Origin of the sequence: Pseudomonas sp. COW5 (assembly GCF_026240005.1) — a bacterium.
GTDB lineage: Bacteria > Pseudomonadota > Gammaproteobacteria > Pseudomonadales > Pseudomonadaceae > Aquipseudomonas > Aquipseudomonas kribbensis.
The window spans coordinates 5,078,751-5,093,296 of the sequence record NZ_JAPHVP010000001.1 but is presented as its reverse complement, the minus strand read 5'-3'; the positions used below and the strand labels follow the sequence as shown (position 1 = coordinate 5,093,296).

The window sequence follows — 14,546 nt, the reverse complement described above, 5'->3', positions numbered from 1 at the left end:
ACCTCAGCAAGAGAAGGGTGCCAAGCATAAAGCAGGTACCCGTTCCAAATGCACATTATTTATATTTACGCAACTGTAACTTCTGACAGTTGTCATCCCTATTAAAATATAGAAAATGTTATTTACGTGATGCCCCACAAGGACTCTCGTAAAAATTTCATATTACGATAAGGAGAACGCCTTCATGACCAGCAAGCCCACTCCCAAAATCAGTAATCTAGAGACTTTATTTGAAGCATCAAAACAACTACCTGAAAACATGTACTACAAATCCACTATTACACCGCCCACTCCATCGGGAGGCACCTTCGATGCAACGCATTATTTTTATGGAGTGATCGGGGACAAAACAATTCTCTTCGGGCACAACACCGGAGCTACTCCATATCGACAATTTTACATCGAGTTCCCTAAAAGCATTTCGGATGGCACACACCCGCTGGGCTATTTTGGTCAGGACAATGTAACCGCAACAATTGCCTTAAGTGATGTTGGTGGTTTCTACGAGCTTAAAGGAGTCCTTGACATTAAAAGAAACGAGACTGAAAAAACAATCACGGGAACAGCCAACATTAAAGGCAAGGCTGTGGATGACAACGTTGTGTATAGCTTCAGTATTAAATTCCACTTAATCAAAGGAAGCAATTGACCCCATTCAAAATGGTTCTCAGCGCTGCCACTCTGGTAATTACCAGTGGTGAGTGGCTCGCTTTTCACTAAGACAATCTGCACTTCTTAGCTATCGACTAGCGAGTTCTTCCAGCAGGTCGGCTGACGGAACAAAAAACAGACTGCCGGTCACCGCCGTACTGAAGTCCAGCAATCGATCGTAATTGCCGGGCGGTTTGCCGACGAACATGTTTTCCAGCATTTGCTCCAGCGGTTCGGGCGAACGCGCATAGCCAATGAAGTAAGTGCCGAATTCACCTGCGCCGGGCCGACCGAACGGCATGTTGTCGCGCAGGATTTTCACCTCTTCGCCATCCTTGGTGATGGTCGTCAACGCACTGTGGGAGTTGCTCGGTTTGACCGAGTCGTCCAACTCGATATCGGACAGTTTGGTCCGCCCGATCACTCGCTCCTGCGCTTCGACCGGCAATTCGTTCCACGCCTTCATGTTGTGCAGATACTTCTGCACCAACACATAACTGCCACCGCTGAACGTCTCATCTTCATCACCTACGAGGGTGAAATGCTCGGCTTTGCGGCCGACCGGATTCTCCGTGCCGTCGACAAAACCGATGATGCTGCGCATGTCGAAATAGCGAAAACCCTGCACTTCATCAGTCACAGTAACGACGCCGTCCAGCGCCGACATCAATTGCGTCGCCAGTTCGAAACACAGGTCCATCTGATCGGCGCGAATGTGCAACAGCAGGTCACCGGGTGTTGAGACGGCGCGCCGCCCTTCTACACCGAATTCGCGAAAGTCATGCAGGGACGCCGGTCGTGGACTGCCGAACAGACGATCCCAGGCGCTGGAAGAAAACCCGCAGACGCAGGACAGGTTGCCCGAGGGGACGCGCTTGCCGACCGAGCGTGTCAGGCCTGCAATATCGGCGCACCAGTCGCGGACTTTTTCGGCCGCCTCGGCTTCGGCATTGAGGGTCGCCACGATGAAGATCGCAGCGCTAGTGATCGGGCTGCAGACGGCTTGAGGATCTGGCGTGTCGATGATCGTAGCTCCCTGAGTGGTGGACTGACTCGACAGCGAGGTTAGCAAAGAAGTGTCGAATGAAGTATTACCCGTGCGCTGCACGTGGCGATCGACACTTCGTTATTCACGAACAATACCCACGAAATAAACGATTTTTCTTCCTCGGAATTCTCCTACTAGCATGGCCCCGTCTACCCCGAAAAACATAAAGACAGGGAGAACGACATGCACCCCATCAACATCGGCGAACCCTGGATGTGGGCCGCCTTCATCGTTTTTGTCCTCGCCATGCTGGCCGTTGACCTGTTTGTCTTCGGCGGGCGCAAGGCGCATCGGGTCTCGGTGCGCGAAGCCTCATCCTGGGTGATTGCGTGGTGCATGCTCGCGCTGGCCTTCGCCGGGCTGCTCTGGTGGTATCTGAACGGCGAGTTCGGGCCCGAGATCGCCCAGCGCAAGACCCTGGAATTCCTCACCGGTTATCTGATCGAGCAATCGCTGTCGATCGACAACATGTTCGTGTTCGTGATGATTTTCGGCTACTTCGCCGTGCCGCCGGAGTTGCAGCGTCGAGTGCTGCTGTACGGCGTACTCGGGGCGATCGTGATGCGCGCGGCGATGATCTTTGCCGGGGTGTGGCTGGTGTCGCAGTTCACCTGGCTGCTGTATGTTTTCGGCGTGTTCCTGATCATCACCGGGATCAAAATGCTGGTGTTCGCCGAACAGCAACCGGACCTCGATAACAATCCGCTTCTGCGCTGGGTGCGCGGGCATCTGCGGATCACCAACGGTTTTCATGGCGAGCGCTTTTTCGTGCTGCAGAACGGCGTGCGCTGGGCCACGCCGATGTTTCTGGTGCTGGTGCTGATCGAGGCCAGCGACCTGATGTTCGCGGTCGACAGCATCCCGGCGATTTTCGCGGTGACGACCGATCCGTTCATCATTTTCACCTCGAACATCTTCGCAATCATGGGGCTGCGGGCGCTGTACTTTCTGCTGGCGGACATGGCCGACCGCTTTCACCTGCTCAAGTACGGCCTGGCGCTGGTGCTGGTGTTCATCGGCGGGAAGATGACGGCAATGCCGTGGTTCCACATGCCGGTGGAGTGGTCGCTGGCGATTGTTGGCGGGCTGATTCTGGCGTCGGTGTTGCTCAGTCTGGTGCTGACGAAGGACAAGTCGCCTGAGGAAAGTCAGGCGAAATAACAACCGAGGGAGCGAACGGAATTCGCTCCCTCGGCTTTGAACTTACTTATCGGACTTGATGCTGGTCCACACCCGCGTCCGCACCCGCTCCAGCTTCTGTGGCAATGGCTGCACCACGTACAGCGTCTTCAATGCCTCGCTGGTCGGCGTCAGGTTCGGGTTGCCGGTGATTTCCTTGTTGATCAGCGGCAGCGAATCCTTGTTGGCATTCGGGTAGCCGAGGAAGTCGCTGATCGAAGCGATGACCTTCGGATCGAGCAGGTTGTTGAGGAACTCGTGGGCCTCTTCAACGTTCTTCGCGCTCTTCGGAATGGCGAAGGTGTCGAACCAGATCGGCGCGCCCTCCTTCGGCAGGCGCCAGTCGACCACCACGCCGTTCTTCGCCTCTTTGGCGCGGTTACCAAACTGGTAGAAGCTGCCGGAATAACCGATGGCCACGCAGATGTCGCCGTTGGCGATATCGGTCATGTACTTGGCCGAGTTGAAGTAGGTGACGTAAGGGCGAACCTTGAGCATCAGGTCCTTGGCTTTCTCATAGTCGGCCGGGTTCTGGCTGTTCGGGTCGAGCCCCAGATAATGCAAGGCTAGCGGCAGGATTTCCGACGGCGAATCGAGCATCGCCACGCCGCAGGATTTGAGTTTTTCCATGTTCTCCGGTTTGAACACCAGATCCCAGCTGTCCACCGGCGCATTCTCGCCGAGCGCTGCCTTGACTTTGGCCGGGTTGAAACCGATCAGCACCGTGCCGACCATGTAGGGCACGCCGTACTGATTGCCGGGGTCGTTGGAATCGAGCAACTTGAGCAGCGCCGGGTCCTGATGACTCCAGTTCGGCAGTTTGGACTTGTCGAGTTTCTGGAACACCCCGGCCTTGATCTGGGTATCGAGGAACTGGTTAGACGGCACCACCAGGTCGTAGCCGGAGTTGCCGGTCAGCAGCTTGGCTTCGAGGGATTCGTTGGTGTCGAAGGTGTCCCAGGTCACTTTGATGTTGCTTTTGGCGGCGAAGTCCTTGGGCACCGACGGCAGGATGTAATCCGCCCAGTTGTATACCCGCAGTTCGCGCTGTTCGGCCTGGACGGCGCCGGCCAGCAGCGTCAGCCCGAAAACAGTAGCGCCCAGAATGCGTTTCATCGTGACCATATTGTGTTTCCCCGAATGCAGCGTGAGTCGATGGTTTTTATGTTCTGTACACGGCAGCGGCTGTCAGGTCAGCCAAGGGCAAGGAAGGTGCAGCGTCTTGTTGTGGCTTCGATTCTTGCCGACAAGCGCACAAGGCGCACAGTAGCCGGTTGGCCAAAAGGGGATCGATATGGCCAATTTGCGTGACCGTCAGAATACTGAAACGACAATGCCCGGCGAGTGGCCGGGCATTGTTTGAACAGACGGCGAACGGTCAGTCAGTAAAACCCAATTTTGCCGCCCTGCTCTGCTGCGTCTGCCCGCGCGTCGCCAGGCAGTAATACAACGGGCAGGTTACGATCAGGCCGACCAGCCATGACAGGTCCGCGCCGTCCACTAGATTGGCGTAAGGACCGACGTACAACGACGTATTGGCAAACGGCAACTGCACGATGATGCCGATGAAATAGGCAATGATCGCGTGCAGATTGAAGCGCCCGTAGATCCCGCCATCGGCGCGGAAGATCGAGGCGATGTCGTAGCTGCCGCGCTTGATCAGGTAGAAGTCGATCAGGTTGATCGACGCCCACGGCACCAGTACCAGCAGCAGCGCCAGAATCAGGCCGATGAACTCGGAGATGAAGTCTGCCGATGCCCCCAGCGCCACCACACAGCAACCCGCCAGCACGACGCTCGACAGGATCACTCGCACCTTGATGCTCGGCGTCCACTGGCTGGCGAAGGTCTGGATCGAGGTGATGATCGACAGCACCGCGCCATACAGATTCAGCGCGTTGTGGCTGATGATGTTGAGCAGGAACAGCACCATCAGAATCGGCCCCAGCCAACCGGTGGACTGCTTGACCGCCGCCATCGCCTCGGTGCCCTCGGGTGTCGCCAGCACCGCCACCGCACCGAAGGTGAACGACAGAATCGTGCCCAGCGTGGCGCCCAGGTAAGTCGCGATAAACGGCTTGCTGATACCGATGTCCGCCGGCAGGTAGCGGGAATAGTCCGAGACGTACGGCGAGAAACTGATCTGCCAGATGATCCCCAGCGACACCGTCGCCAGCCACCCGGACAGATTGAAGCTGCCACGGGTGAAGAAGTCCGCCGGCAACTCATGGGCAAAGATGTAGATGAATCCGGCCAGCAACGCACTACCCATCACCCAGGTGCCGATGCGGTTGAGCGTATGGATGAAGTTGTAGCCGATCACGCCGATGGCCGTAGCACTGAGGGCGCCGATCAGAATGCTCAGCGGCGCAGGCACCGACGGCGCAATGCCGACGATGGATTTGCCGGCGAGCACGATGTTGGAAATGAAGAAACCGATATAGATGATTGCGGCGAAAAACACGATCAGCAGCGCACCGTAACGCCCGAACTGACCACGACTCTGCACCATCTGCGGAATGCCCATGCGCGGGCCTTGCGCCGATGCGAGGGCGATCACCACCCCGCCGATCATGTGCCCCAGCGCAATCGCGAGCAGCCCCCAGAACAGGTCGAGATGAAACACCTGGACCACCATGGCGCCGGTGACGATGGGCAGTGGCGCAATGTTGGTGCTGAACCAAAGAGTGAAAAGGTCGCGGGCCTTCCCGTGGCGTTCCGCGAGTGGGACGTAGTCGACCGTGTGATTCTCGATCAACGGATCTTGCCGGGACATCTGGGACATATATGAACTCGATTGGGTCTGTTCTTATCGTTGTATGAAGCCAAACCGGGGACGTTCTTGGTCGCCCCTCAGATGAACACCATATTATGGTATTCCAACATTTTCACAAGACTGATCCGCTGTTTGCGGCGGTAACTGATCCGGCATCCTCCCCGATAGCAAGGCTTTACGGCTAGACGAAAGGCCCGTAAACGCTGAGTTTCCGACGAATGCACCACGTTTATCGTTTCACCAAAAAAGCGCTTGCAATCGATGTATTACGGTATACCATCAGACCCACAAACGAATAAAAACACGCTTCACCGCACTCGAGGATTGACCAATGATCGATGCTGCCGTCTACAAACAAGTCATGGGCTCGTTCCCGTCCGGCGTCACCGTCATCACCACGCTTGATGACGACGGCCAGATCGTCGGCCTGACCGCCAGCGCGTTCAGTTCGCTGTCGATGGACCCGGCCCTGGTGCTGTTCTGCCCCAACTACAGCTCCGACTCCTATCCCGTCCTGATCAAGAACAAACGTTTTGCCATTCACGTGCTTTCCGGCGGACAACAGAGCGAAGCCTACGCGTTCGCCCGCAAAGGCAAGGACAAGGCGCAGGGCGTCGAGTGGACACTGAGCGAACTGGGCAACCCGATCCTGGCCAACGCGACAGCTATCATCGAATGTGAGCTGTGGCGCGAATACGAAGGCGGCGACCACGCGATCATGGTCGGCGCGGTGAAAAACCTCATCGTCCCCCAGCAAGACACCGGCCCGCTGGTGTATTGCCACGGCAAGATGGGCGCCCTGCCCGCCTTCGCCTGACCCACACACGTTTGCATTTAAACAGGCCGGCATGCGACCGGCCGACCACAAGAGATTCGAGGTAGTGTCATGAAATTTTCCCTGTTCGTACACATGGAACGCTGGGACGAAAGCGTCAGCCACCGTCAACTGTTCGAAGACCTGACCGAACTGACGTTGATGGCCGAGGCCGGCGGTTTCAGCACCGTGTGGATCGGCGAACACCACGCCATGGAATACACCATCTCACCGAGCCCGATGCCGCTGCTGGCCTACCTCGCCGCCAAAACCACCACCATTCACCTCGGCGCCGGCACCATCATTGCACCGTTCTGGCACCCGCTGCGGGTCGCCGGTGAATGCGCCCTGCTCGACGTTATCAGCAACGGCCGGATGGAAGTCGGCCTGGCCCGTGGTGCCTATCAGGTTGAATTCGATCGCATGGCCGGCGGCATGCCTGCTTCCAGCGGCGGCCAGGCGCTGCGGGAAATGGTCCCGGTGGTCCGCGCCCTGTGGCAAGGCGACTACGCCCACAATGGTGAAATCTGGAAATTCCCCACCTCCACCAGCGTGCCGAAACCGATTCAGCAGCCCAACCCGCCAATGTGGATCGCCGCCCGCGACCCGGACTCTCACAACTTCGCCGTGGCCAACGGCTGCAACGTGATGGTCACGCCGCTGATGAAGGGTGATGAAGAAGTCCTCGACCTGAAAAACAAATTCCAGACCGCGCTGGACAACAACCCCGACGTGCCGCGTCCGCAATTGATGGTGCTGCGTCATACCCACGTGCATTCAGTGGATGACCCGGAAGGCTGGAAGGTGGGCGCCAAAGCCATTTCACGTTTCTACCGCACCTTCGATGCGTGGTTCGGCAACAAGGAAGTTCCGGTGAACGGCTTCCTCGCCCCGAGCCCGGAAGAGAAATTTGCCGGGCGGCCAGAGTTTGAGCTGGAAAGCCTGCACAAGACGGCGATGATCGGCACGCCGGAAGAAATCATTCCGCGGATCAAGTACTACCAGGAACTGGGGGTGGATGAGTTCAGTTTCTGGTGTGATAACAGCTTGCCGCATGCGGAGAAGAAGAAGTCGCTGGAGTTGTTTATCAAGCATGTGGTGCCGGCGTTCAGATAAACCTGCTGCCTGGCAAATGAAAACGCCCCGATAAATTCGGGGCGTTTTCATTTCTCATTTCAGTGCTAATTCAGCGAATCAACTCTTCACAGGAATACGCTGCTCGGGCTGCGTAACGTCGTAGACGCGCTGCTCGCAACCGTCACCAACAAACTCAAACTCCACCAGATACGTTTTGCCGCGCTCTGGCGTAAACGAATTGCTCACTGGCCCGCAGGTATGGACAACCCCGGTACGAGGGCCACTCGCATAGCCCGAGACTTCAATTGCCTTATCGGCATCGGCCTGGGTTTCCAGTTGCGGGAAGCGCTTGGCCACCGCGCTGTTGCCCACTTCGTTGAGCTTGGCAATCCAGCCGAACACCTGGCCTCGCCCCGAATCCACGACGGTACCCAACAATTCCATGCGGCGGTCGGGATCGTCTGCACGACGGATCGAAAACTCCACCGGAATCGTCGAGCCCGTCGCTTTCATCACAACCTTGGCGTGCTGCGCATCGACTGCCACCGTATTCTGGTGCAGTTGGACTCCGTCTTTCAGCAGGCTGGGAGAAGAATCCCGAACGTTGGAATGGCAACCTGCTAGCGCGATTGCCAAGGTCAGAGTGACGAGTGCAGGTTTGTTCACGTATGAATCTTCCCTAATGAGCGTAACAAGACGGAGGTGATATCAAATATTGGCGCGATACTAGATGGCCACTATTTAGGCGTCAATCACTCGATTCGGTAAAAAGGCAAAATGCAAAAAAAGGACAGATTCATTAAATTAAACAAATTCGCCCCCCTTCCTCCACTAGAGCCAATCAAACTCTATCGAGTCAAGAATTTTTTGGAGTTTAATGGGATCTGCCCCTCCCCCAAAAAAGTATTCATTCCCACCAAAGTCTTTTAAATCGTCTGGAGTACCTTTCCAATAAAGTACAAAAAATTTCTCATCCAATACATCTTCTAAAGCTCCGCCATCTTGAAATGTCGAAACTCTAATGTAAGGCCCATAAATCTCGTCGACGCAAACTAATATCCGCTCACCGGTTTTCGAGTCAATCATCTCTTTAGTCCCACTTAAAGCTGTCGCCCCTTCCAACCCGAAGCGCAGACCTTGGAGTAGTTTTTTGGGGATCTCTCAGAATCTGCCCCCCTTCTCTCACTTACTCTTTGACCCCACTCAAAAGTTCCTTCACTAAGATTGGCGACCCAATTGATACAACCCCCCTCTCAGGATCATCAAACTCACCCACCATTTTAAACAGCAGACCTTTCACTTCACAGATCAAGCGGTAAAAATCCAAATCCTCACTTGCAATTCCAGACCAAGGCATAGATAAAGCAATATCGGCCCCTGCATCGCTAGGCAGCGCAACCATATAACAACGGTATCCAGCCAAAACCGTATCAACGACAGTTCGAACTGGCAACTCTGACAATCGTAGAGCACCGTAGAACTTTAATTTCCCATCTGCTTCTACCGTAACATCTTTCAAATCAGTCGCTTTAGGTATTTCAACCCCCTGCAACTTCAGTGCCCCCCACAACCCTCGATAGCGGATAATTCTCGTGTCTGACTGCCATGCGGAGCTACCAACCAGTAGCCAAACCTCATACGCCGGCAACGACTTTTCAATAACATTAGCAATAAACTCTAATACAAAAACAAAAGACTCACTCGATGTGCTTTCGACCAAAAAACTCGCAGCAGATAGCACATCTTTGACCTTCCCACTTTCTGATCGAATATTAATCACTTCGTTATCAACAGAGATATCTGGTGTACTAGAAATTTTAACTTCAGTAGTCATAGTGATTTCCGGACTCGTCATTAAAATGAGGACCTCGATTTTGAGGGTCTCCAGCGCAGCGTAAAAAGGGGACAGATTTATTAAATCAAATAACCCCCCCTTTTCAGGCCCTTTTTTGGTCTACTTTTACTTCTATATTCTACATAGACTTATAAAATCATCCAATGGAAGCACTACCCCTTCATCCGCCGAAGGCAAGAGCACGTCTTGTATCTTAACCACTTCCATCTCAAAATCGATGACAACATCAAACAAATTTAAGTTAAATTCACGAGCACAAACGAAACCCCTTAAAAGTTTCGCTTCTTGAATTGCAACACGAAACAGTTCAAGTGTGTACGAGTCCAATCCCCCGTTCAAAAAACGCTCAAATAAATCTTGTCTCATAAAAGCCTCACAGCGGAAAATCCATATGAATCACCCCACTTCTTACATTCACCTTCAAAAAAAAATCAAAAAAATGGGACGGATTTATTAAATTCCCCCCTTTTGCTCTTGGATAAAAAAGAGAGGGATTTATTTAACCAGGTAAATCCGCCCACTTTTCTTCGCTGATTCTTTTGCCATCAACCATCAAAATTGAAACTAATTCCAGCACCATCCGGCAAGTCTTTAATTTGATTGGCTATATTAGCTCTAGATTTCATTCCTTTTACGGCGTCCGCCAAATATAAATTTTCCAATACAAATTCGCCTCCGAGAATGAACGGCACTTTGGGTAACAAACGCTTCGTAGCAGGAAGTTTACCGTTCTGCTCTTGCCACTGATGCGCTAACGGATAGCCCGTAAGCACCTCATAATCACTCAGGAGAATCTGAGACCAGCTTTCAATATCATCAGCTAAAAACTCCACTCCCCCCGTCTCCGGGTCAAAAGTATAGATTTTGTTATCTTTTATGCAGAATTGCCCACCAAAAACATCTTCAGCAAAAAAAAGGCAACCGTCAGCCATACCCCTGTAGTCACCGCGCCACAGAATGCTCTCATTCCAATCAACGATGCCAATTTCGTGCTGATTCGACTGTGCTGGAAAAACATGCAATGCACTTCCCAAAGCATAAAAACCATTACGTCTGCATAACATCCCAAAAAGTTGATCCGCCAGAACTCCCGCCATTTTACGAGAGTGCTCACATATTTCCGGCTCACGCTCGCTCAAAGATGGACTTGCGTTTAATAGCAACTTCTCCAAATTGGTCACTTTCTAATCCACCACATCTATTCGAACCTTCGCTCCGTTTGGCAACTCTCTGCATTGAGCACCAATACAAGCACCTGCCCCACGATTGTCACTAGAAAAACGAAAGGGGACAGATTTATTAAATCAAATAAATCTGCCCCCTTTGACTCCGCATCCATGTTCATCTCGAGATTGAAAAAGGGGACGGATTTATTAAATAAGATTTATTAAATCAAATAAATCCGCCCCCTTTTCCTGTCCCTTTCCTTACGAATCAGATTTTATTTTTCTTACCAGACTAGCCACTTCGGACTTGAGTTTCTCTTCGTCGAACTCATACTCTTCTCTTGAGTCGTCTGAATTGTACATATCCGCCGCACAAAAAATGCTTGACAGGCATTCATTTAAAACCCCTGAATCCTTTTGAAGAAGATTGCTGTCGCGCTCTATTTTCCACAGCTCCATGTAGGCTTCCGAAAAAACGCAAGCAGACACTCTTCCCGCTACAAAAGATTTTGCAAATTCTAAAATCGTAACACTCATCGTAAAACACCATTTTTAATGAAATTATCGAACTGCTGAGTATTCGGAGATAGTTTAAATCCAGTTACGAAATTACCAGCACTATCGAGAACAACGGCATTATTGGTAGTCGAATTGAAGAAAACCTTCGAGTCCTTAACAAATCCATACGTACCTTGCTGAGATGTAGAGGAGGACTCCATATGATTTTTGATCGCCGTTTCATACTGAGCAAGTGTTTCGGGATTTTTCTTTGTCGTCACGACGCCAAAATCAGATGCGTGCTTGAATTTTTTATCAAGCTGCTTTTGCGTAATACCAGTAAGTTCCCCAGCAAGACCGCTACCTTTTGCACCTGTCGCTGCCGGCCCAACGATTGCCGCAATCTCCTCAGCCGTCAGTTTAGCCCCTGTTTTCGCTTCGATCTCCATCAAGCCTCGGAGATCACTGAGTTCCTTGGCCGTTAACCCTCCTGCCGCGGTCCCCAACCCGACAGGAAGTGCTTCCGACATCCCTGCCTCAGCTGTCCAGATCGCGACTTCGTTAGCGCACAACACTGGATTGGCTGCGCAAGAGGCTGCAGCTCTCGTGGTCAACTGTCCAAGCAGACCAATCGCTTCCGGCGCAAGAGCAATGATCCCCGCTGCAGCCAACAATTTCACCGCATTAGCCGGATCCCCTTTCGGAAGGTGGTCGAGGGAAGCTCGCGTCCTGGCATTGGTCGAGTCGGCGATATTGCTATGGAGGAATTGATCTGTAATCCCCGTTTTGTCATTTTGCCAAAGTTCGTTTAATGCAACAGAGCCCTCTTCAATCTCAGCCTTGATCTTCTCGCAATCACCGGTCGCCCAGCAGTTGTTGAGCCGCGCCGTGTTATCCGCATCACGCTTGGCAAACTCAGCTCGAACCGCATCACAGTTGTCTTTACATTCCTTGAGCGCCTTTTCCAGGTCTTCTACATCCTGGTGGCTCAAGTAGTTATATTGAGTACCACTCTGCGCAATCGATGACCCTAACTGCAGTTTGTCAGCATCGGCATTCGGATCCTGAACAGCGGTCGTCAAGACCCCGATCAGTTGCGAGTTCATCAGCAACAATCGTTCTCTATCGTCCTTCGACATTCCGGAGTACGCCGACGCCAGGTCGGCCACCAGCGCTTCGTTGACTCCGGCTGCCAAGGCGCCCGTTTTGAAGTCCCCACCCGAGGCCAGTGAGCTCAAGCCCCCCATCAGCGCATGCAGGCCTATCTTCTCCAGACCACCGTCCTGCAGGTGATTGCTCGCCCCGATATCACCCACCAGGTTGAAGCCATAGGCGGTAAACGCATTCACCAGGCTTTTTTGCACCGCATCGCCCAAGCTGCCTTCACGGCCCAGGGCTTTGTTGAGCAATGCCGACGTGGAATTTTGCAACAACTGGTTTTCGGTAAAATGCGCTATACCTTGCAGGCTGCTCAGACCACCGGAATCGGCGACGATAACTTTGCTGGTATTGGCCAATGCGCCTTTGGTGGATTCCGTCAGCGCGGGGGATGTACCGGTCGTGCTGCTGGTCCAGTCATTGAAGAAACCGGTGGTCAGACCCGCAGTACCTCCGGCCACAATGTAATTTTTCAGGTTGTCGGCACTGAAGGTTTCTTTGAGCGCGGCTCCGAGATTGCCTTTGTTGTTAATGGTGCTGACGGCCGCCGTGCTGGCTGCCGAAGTGATCATGGCAGTGAGTGCCGCGTTCGCCCAACCGGCTGCCACTGCTTCACTGGTGGCTGTCGCGGCCAAACCAGCGGACATCGCTGTGCCGGAACCAGCAGTCGCACCAGCCCCCACAAGGCCTGAAGCCGCACCGGCGGTGAAGTAGGTGACGATGATGATGACGATGATCATCGCAGGGCCACCCAACCCGGAGTGGCTTTCATTCCAGCGGTCATGCAGCTCTTGGACTTGACGCCAATCCACATCATTTCGCGCTTCGGCGTCTTTCAACCAGGCCATACTCGGGTCGGCTTTAACCATCGCGTCGATTGCCTGACTGACGCTTTGCTGATTGATCTGGTTGATGTCTATGTAAAGCCCATCAACCGCTTTAATAAGCGTCTGACCTTTGGCAATCAGTTGGCTTTGGCGCAGAGTTTCGTCAACCTGGCCTTTGCTTTCCATGCTGGTCCAGGCCGCGCTACTGCTGCTCTTGTCGTGGCTTTCCTGATGGGAATCCTTCACTGCCTCAAAGGTAATGCTGCCACCGCTGTCCAAGGTCAGGTCTTTACCACTGTTGAGCTTGGCGCCCTGATACCGCTGATCCCCCTCACTGACCAGCGTGAGATTGCCCCCAGTCTTGATCTCGCTACCCACATGAGTGACCTGGGTAACTTCGTCGCGCTTCATTTTCTTGGCGCCGAAACCACCCTTCTCCTTCATGTCATACAAGGTGTAGTCCTTGTTCTGCGCTGCCAGCAGATTCAGATCATTACCCGCGTAGACATAGGCTTCATTGCCAGCACTGATCTTGCTCGCTACCAACGTGGTATCGCGACCGGAAGTGGTTTTTACGTCGCCGCCTGCGATGAATTCGGCGGCTTTCTGGACGGTGTGGTTGTCTTCCTCGTGGACACGTTTCTTGCCACTTTTGCTGTTGGTCTCGACATTGTGTTCGTCACCCGCCGAAGCCATGTTCAGGTCTTGTTTCGCGTCGGCAAGCAGATTGCCTTTCGCTTCTGCAGTACTGGCGAGAACGTTGATGTCGCGACCTGCATCGAGCTTCAGGTTACCGCCGCTTTTCACACTGGAACCGAGGTTTTCCACGGTGGTGGTGATGACCGAGCGATGGCCGCCCTCGAACGATTCGTGCAGTTCGCTTTCGTTGCGCGTCGCCAACAGGTTGATGTCGCGGGTGGCGCTCAGGGTGGCGTCGCCGCCGCTGCTGATGGACGAGGAGTTGACGAGGTCGTTGCCCGACTTGATGGTCAGCGTGTCGCGTGCGCTGATGTTGCCGCCGTCGTCCACCAGGGTGCGCATGCCGTGACCGTCGCGTACGGCGACGGCGGTGCGGTCGTTGACGATGTCGCCCTTGAGGCTGGTAAGGCTGACCTGATTGCCGCGAATTTCACCGGCCAGCGCGTTGCGGATGCTGTCGGTGGCCATGAGCGTGATGCGCTCGTTGGCTTCGACCAGACCGCCCTGGTAGAGGCTGCCTTTGACGTCGACGGACAGATCCTTGGTCGCCTGCAACGTGCCGACGTTGACCAGATCATTGCCCGCGATCAGCTCCAGGTCGCGCCCTTGAATCAGACTGCCGCCGCGCACGTTGCGTGATTCGGCCTGGGCCAGATAGAGCACCAAAAAAAGGGGACGGATTTATTAAATCAAATAAATCCGTCCCCTTTTCTGCTGTCCCCTTTTCTGCTTCTTTTCTGCTTGTCGCCTTGCGGTGTAGAAGCTTTCGTATCCGCAGCAAGGAAGTACGGCCCCTTC

Annotated in this window: 13 protein-coding genes; 4 read left to right on the top strand and 9 right to left on the bottom strand. The window is 53.7% G+C overall.

The annotated features are described in order from the left end of the window. Positions 1-184: 184 nt before the first annotated feature. Positions 185-649 (top strand): hypothetical protein, encoded by a 465-nt coding sequence (locus OQ248_RS23370; RefSeq protein WP_265814169.1) that lies wholly within the window; start codon positions 185-187, stop codon positions 647-649. Positions 650-739: 90 nt separating this feature from the next. Here OQ248_RS23370 and OQ248_RS23365 read toward each other — a convergent pair whose 3' ends face one another. Then, positions 740-1,675, bottom strand: a complete 936-nt coding sequence (locus OQ248_RS23365; RefSeq protein ID WP_265815135.1) for a Dyp-type peroxidase — start codon at positions 1,673-1,675, stop codon at positions 740-742. Between the two features lie 207 nt (positions 1,676-1,882). Here OQ248_RS23365 and OQ248_RS23360 point away from each other — a divergent pair, with 207 nt between their 5' ends. Beyond that, positions 1,883-2,860: a TerC family protein gene (locus tag OQ248_RS23360; RefSeq protein WP_134826431.1), complete on the top strand. Its 978-nt coding sequence runs from the start codon at positions 1,883-1,885 to the stop codon at positions 2,858-2,860. Positions 2,861-2,902: 42 nt separating this feature from the next. Here the strand turns inward: OQ248_RS23360 and OQ248_RS23355 are convergent, their stop codons facing one another. Both OQ248_RS23355 and OQ248_RS23350 read right to left on the bottom strand, forming a co-directional pair. Next, on the bottom strand, positions 2,903-4,003 hold the full coding sequence (locus OQ248_RS23355; protein ID WP_085711357.1) for a polyamine ABC transporter substrate-binding protein: 1,101 nt from the start codon (positions 4,001-4,003) through the stop codon (positions 2,903-2,905). A 253-nt stretch (positions 4,004-4,256) separates the two neighbouring features. Continuing rightward, the gene (locus OQ248_RS23350; RefSeq protein ID WP_248740728.1) at positions 4,257-5,663 is read right to left on the bottom strand and encodes a cytosine permease; all 1,407 of its coding nucleotides are present in this window, start codon (positions 5,661-5,663) and stop codon (positions 4,257-4,259) included. A gap of 322 nt (positions 5,664-5,985) precedes the next feature. On the opposite strand from OQ248_RS23350, the gene OQ248_RS23345 reads away from it, so the two are divergent. Together OQ248_RS23345 and OQ248_RS23340 are read left to right on the top strand one after the other, a co-directional pair. Next, positions 5,986-6,471: a flavin reductase family protein gene (locus OQ248_RS23345; RefSeq protein ID WP_265814168.1), complete on the top strand. Its 486-nt coding sequence runs from the start codon at positions 5,986-5,988 to the stop codon at positions 6,469-6,471. Between the two features lie 69 nt (positions 6,472-6,540). Further along, a complete protein-coding gene (locus OQ248_RS23340; protein WP_265814167.1) occupies positions 6,541-7,584 on the top strand; it encodes an LLM class flavin-dependent oxidoreductase in 1,044 nt (347 codons plus the stop codon). A gap of 78 nt (positions 7,585-7,662) precedes the next feature. Here OQ248_RS23340 and OQ248_RS23335 read toward each other — a convergent pair whose 3' ends face one another. From OQ248_RS23335 to OQ248_RS23310, 6 genes are all read right to left on the bottom strand, one after another. After that, on the bottom strand, positions 7,663-8,211 hold the full coding sequence (locus tag OQ248_RS23335) for a hypothetical protein (RefSeq protein ID WP_265814166.1): 549 nt from the start codon (positions 8,209-8,211) through the stop codon (positions 7,663-7,665). Between the two features lie 165 nt (positions 8,212-8,376). After that, entirely contained in the window at positions 8,377-8,631 is a 255-nt protein-coding gene (locus tag OQ248_RS23330) for a hypothetical protein (RefSeq protein ID WP_119426260.1), read from the bottom strand. Positions 8,632-8,731: 100 nt separating this feature from the next. Further along, the gene (locus tag OQ248_RS23325) at positions 8,732-9,379 is read right to left on the bottom strand and encodes a hypothetical protein (RefSeq protein WP_265814165.1); all 648 of its coding nucleotides are present in this window, start codon (positions 9,377-9,379) and stop codon (positions 8,732-8,734) included. A 566-nt stretch (positions 9,380-9,945) separates the two neighbouring features. Continuing rightward, positions 9,946-10,581: an SMI1/KNR4 family protein gene (locus OQ248_RS23320; protein WP_265814164.1), complete on the bottom strand. Its 636-nt coding sequence runs from the start codon at positions 10,579-10,581 to the stop codon at positions 9,946-9,948. A 246-nt stretch (positions 10,582-10,827) separates the two neighbouring features. Then, the gene (locus OQ248_RS23315) at positions 10,828-11,103 is read right to left on the bottom strand and encodes a colicin immunity domain-containing protein (RefSeq protein WP_265814163.1); all 276 of its coding nucleotides are present in this window, start codon (positions 11,101-11,103) and stop codon (positions 10,828-10,830) included. Further along, the gene (locus OQ248_RS23310) at positions 11,100-14,411 is read right to left on the bottom strand and encodes a colicin D domain-containing protein (protein ID WP_265815134.1); all 3,312 of its coding nucleotides are present in this window, start codon (positions 14,409-14,411) and stop codon (positions 11,100-11,102) included. The genes OQ248_RS23315 and OQ248_RS23310 overlap by 4 nt, the downstream gene beginning before the upstream one ends. Positions 14,412-14,546: the final 135 nt, after the last annotated feature.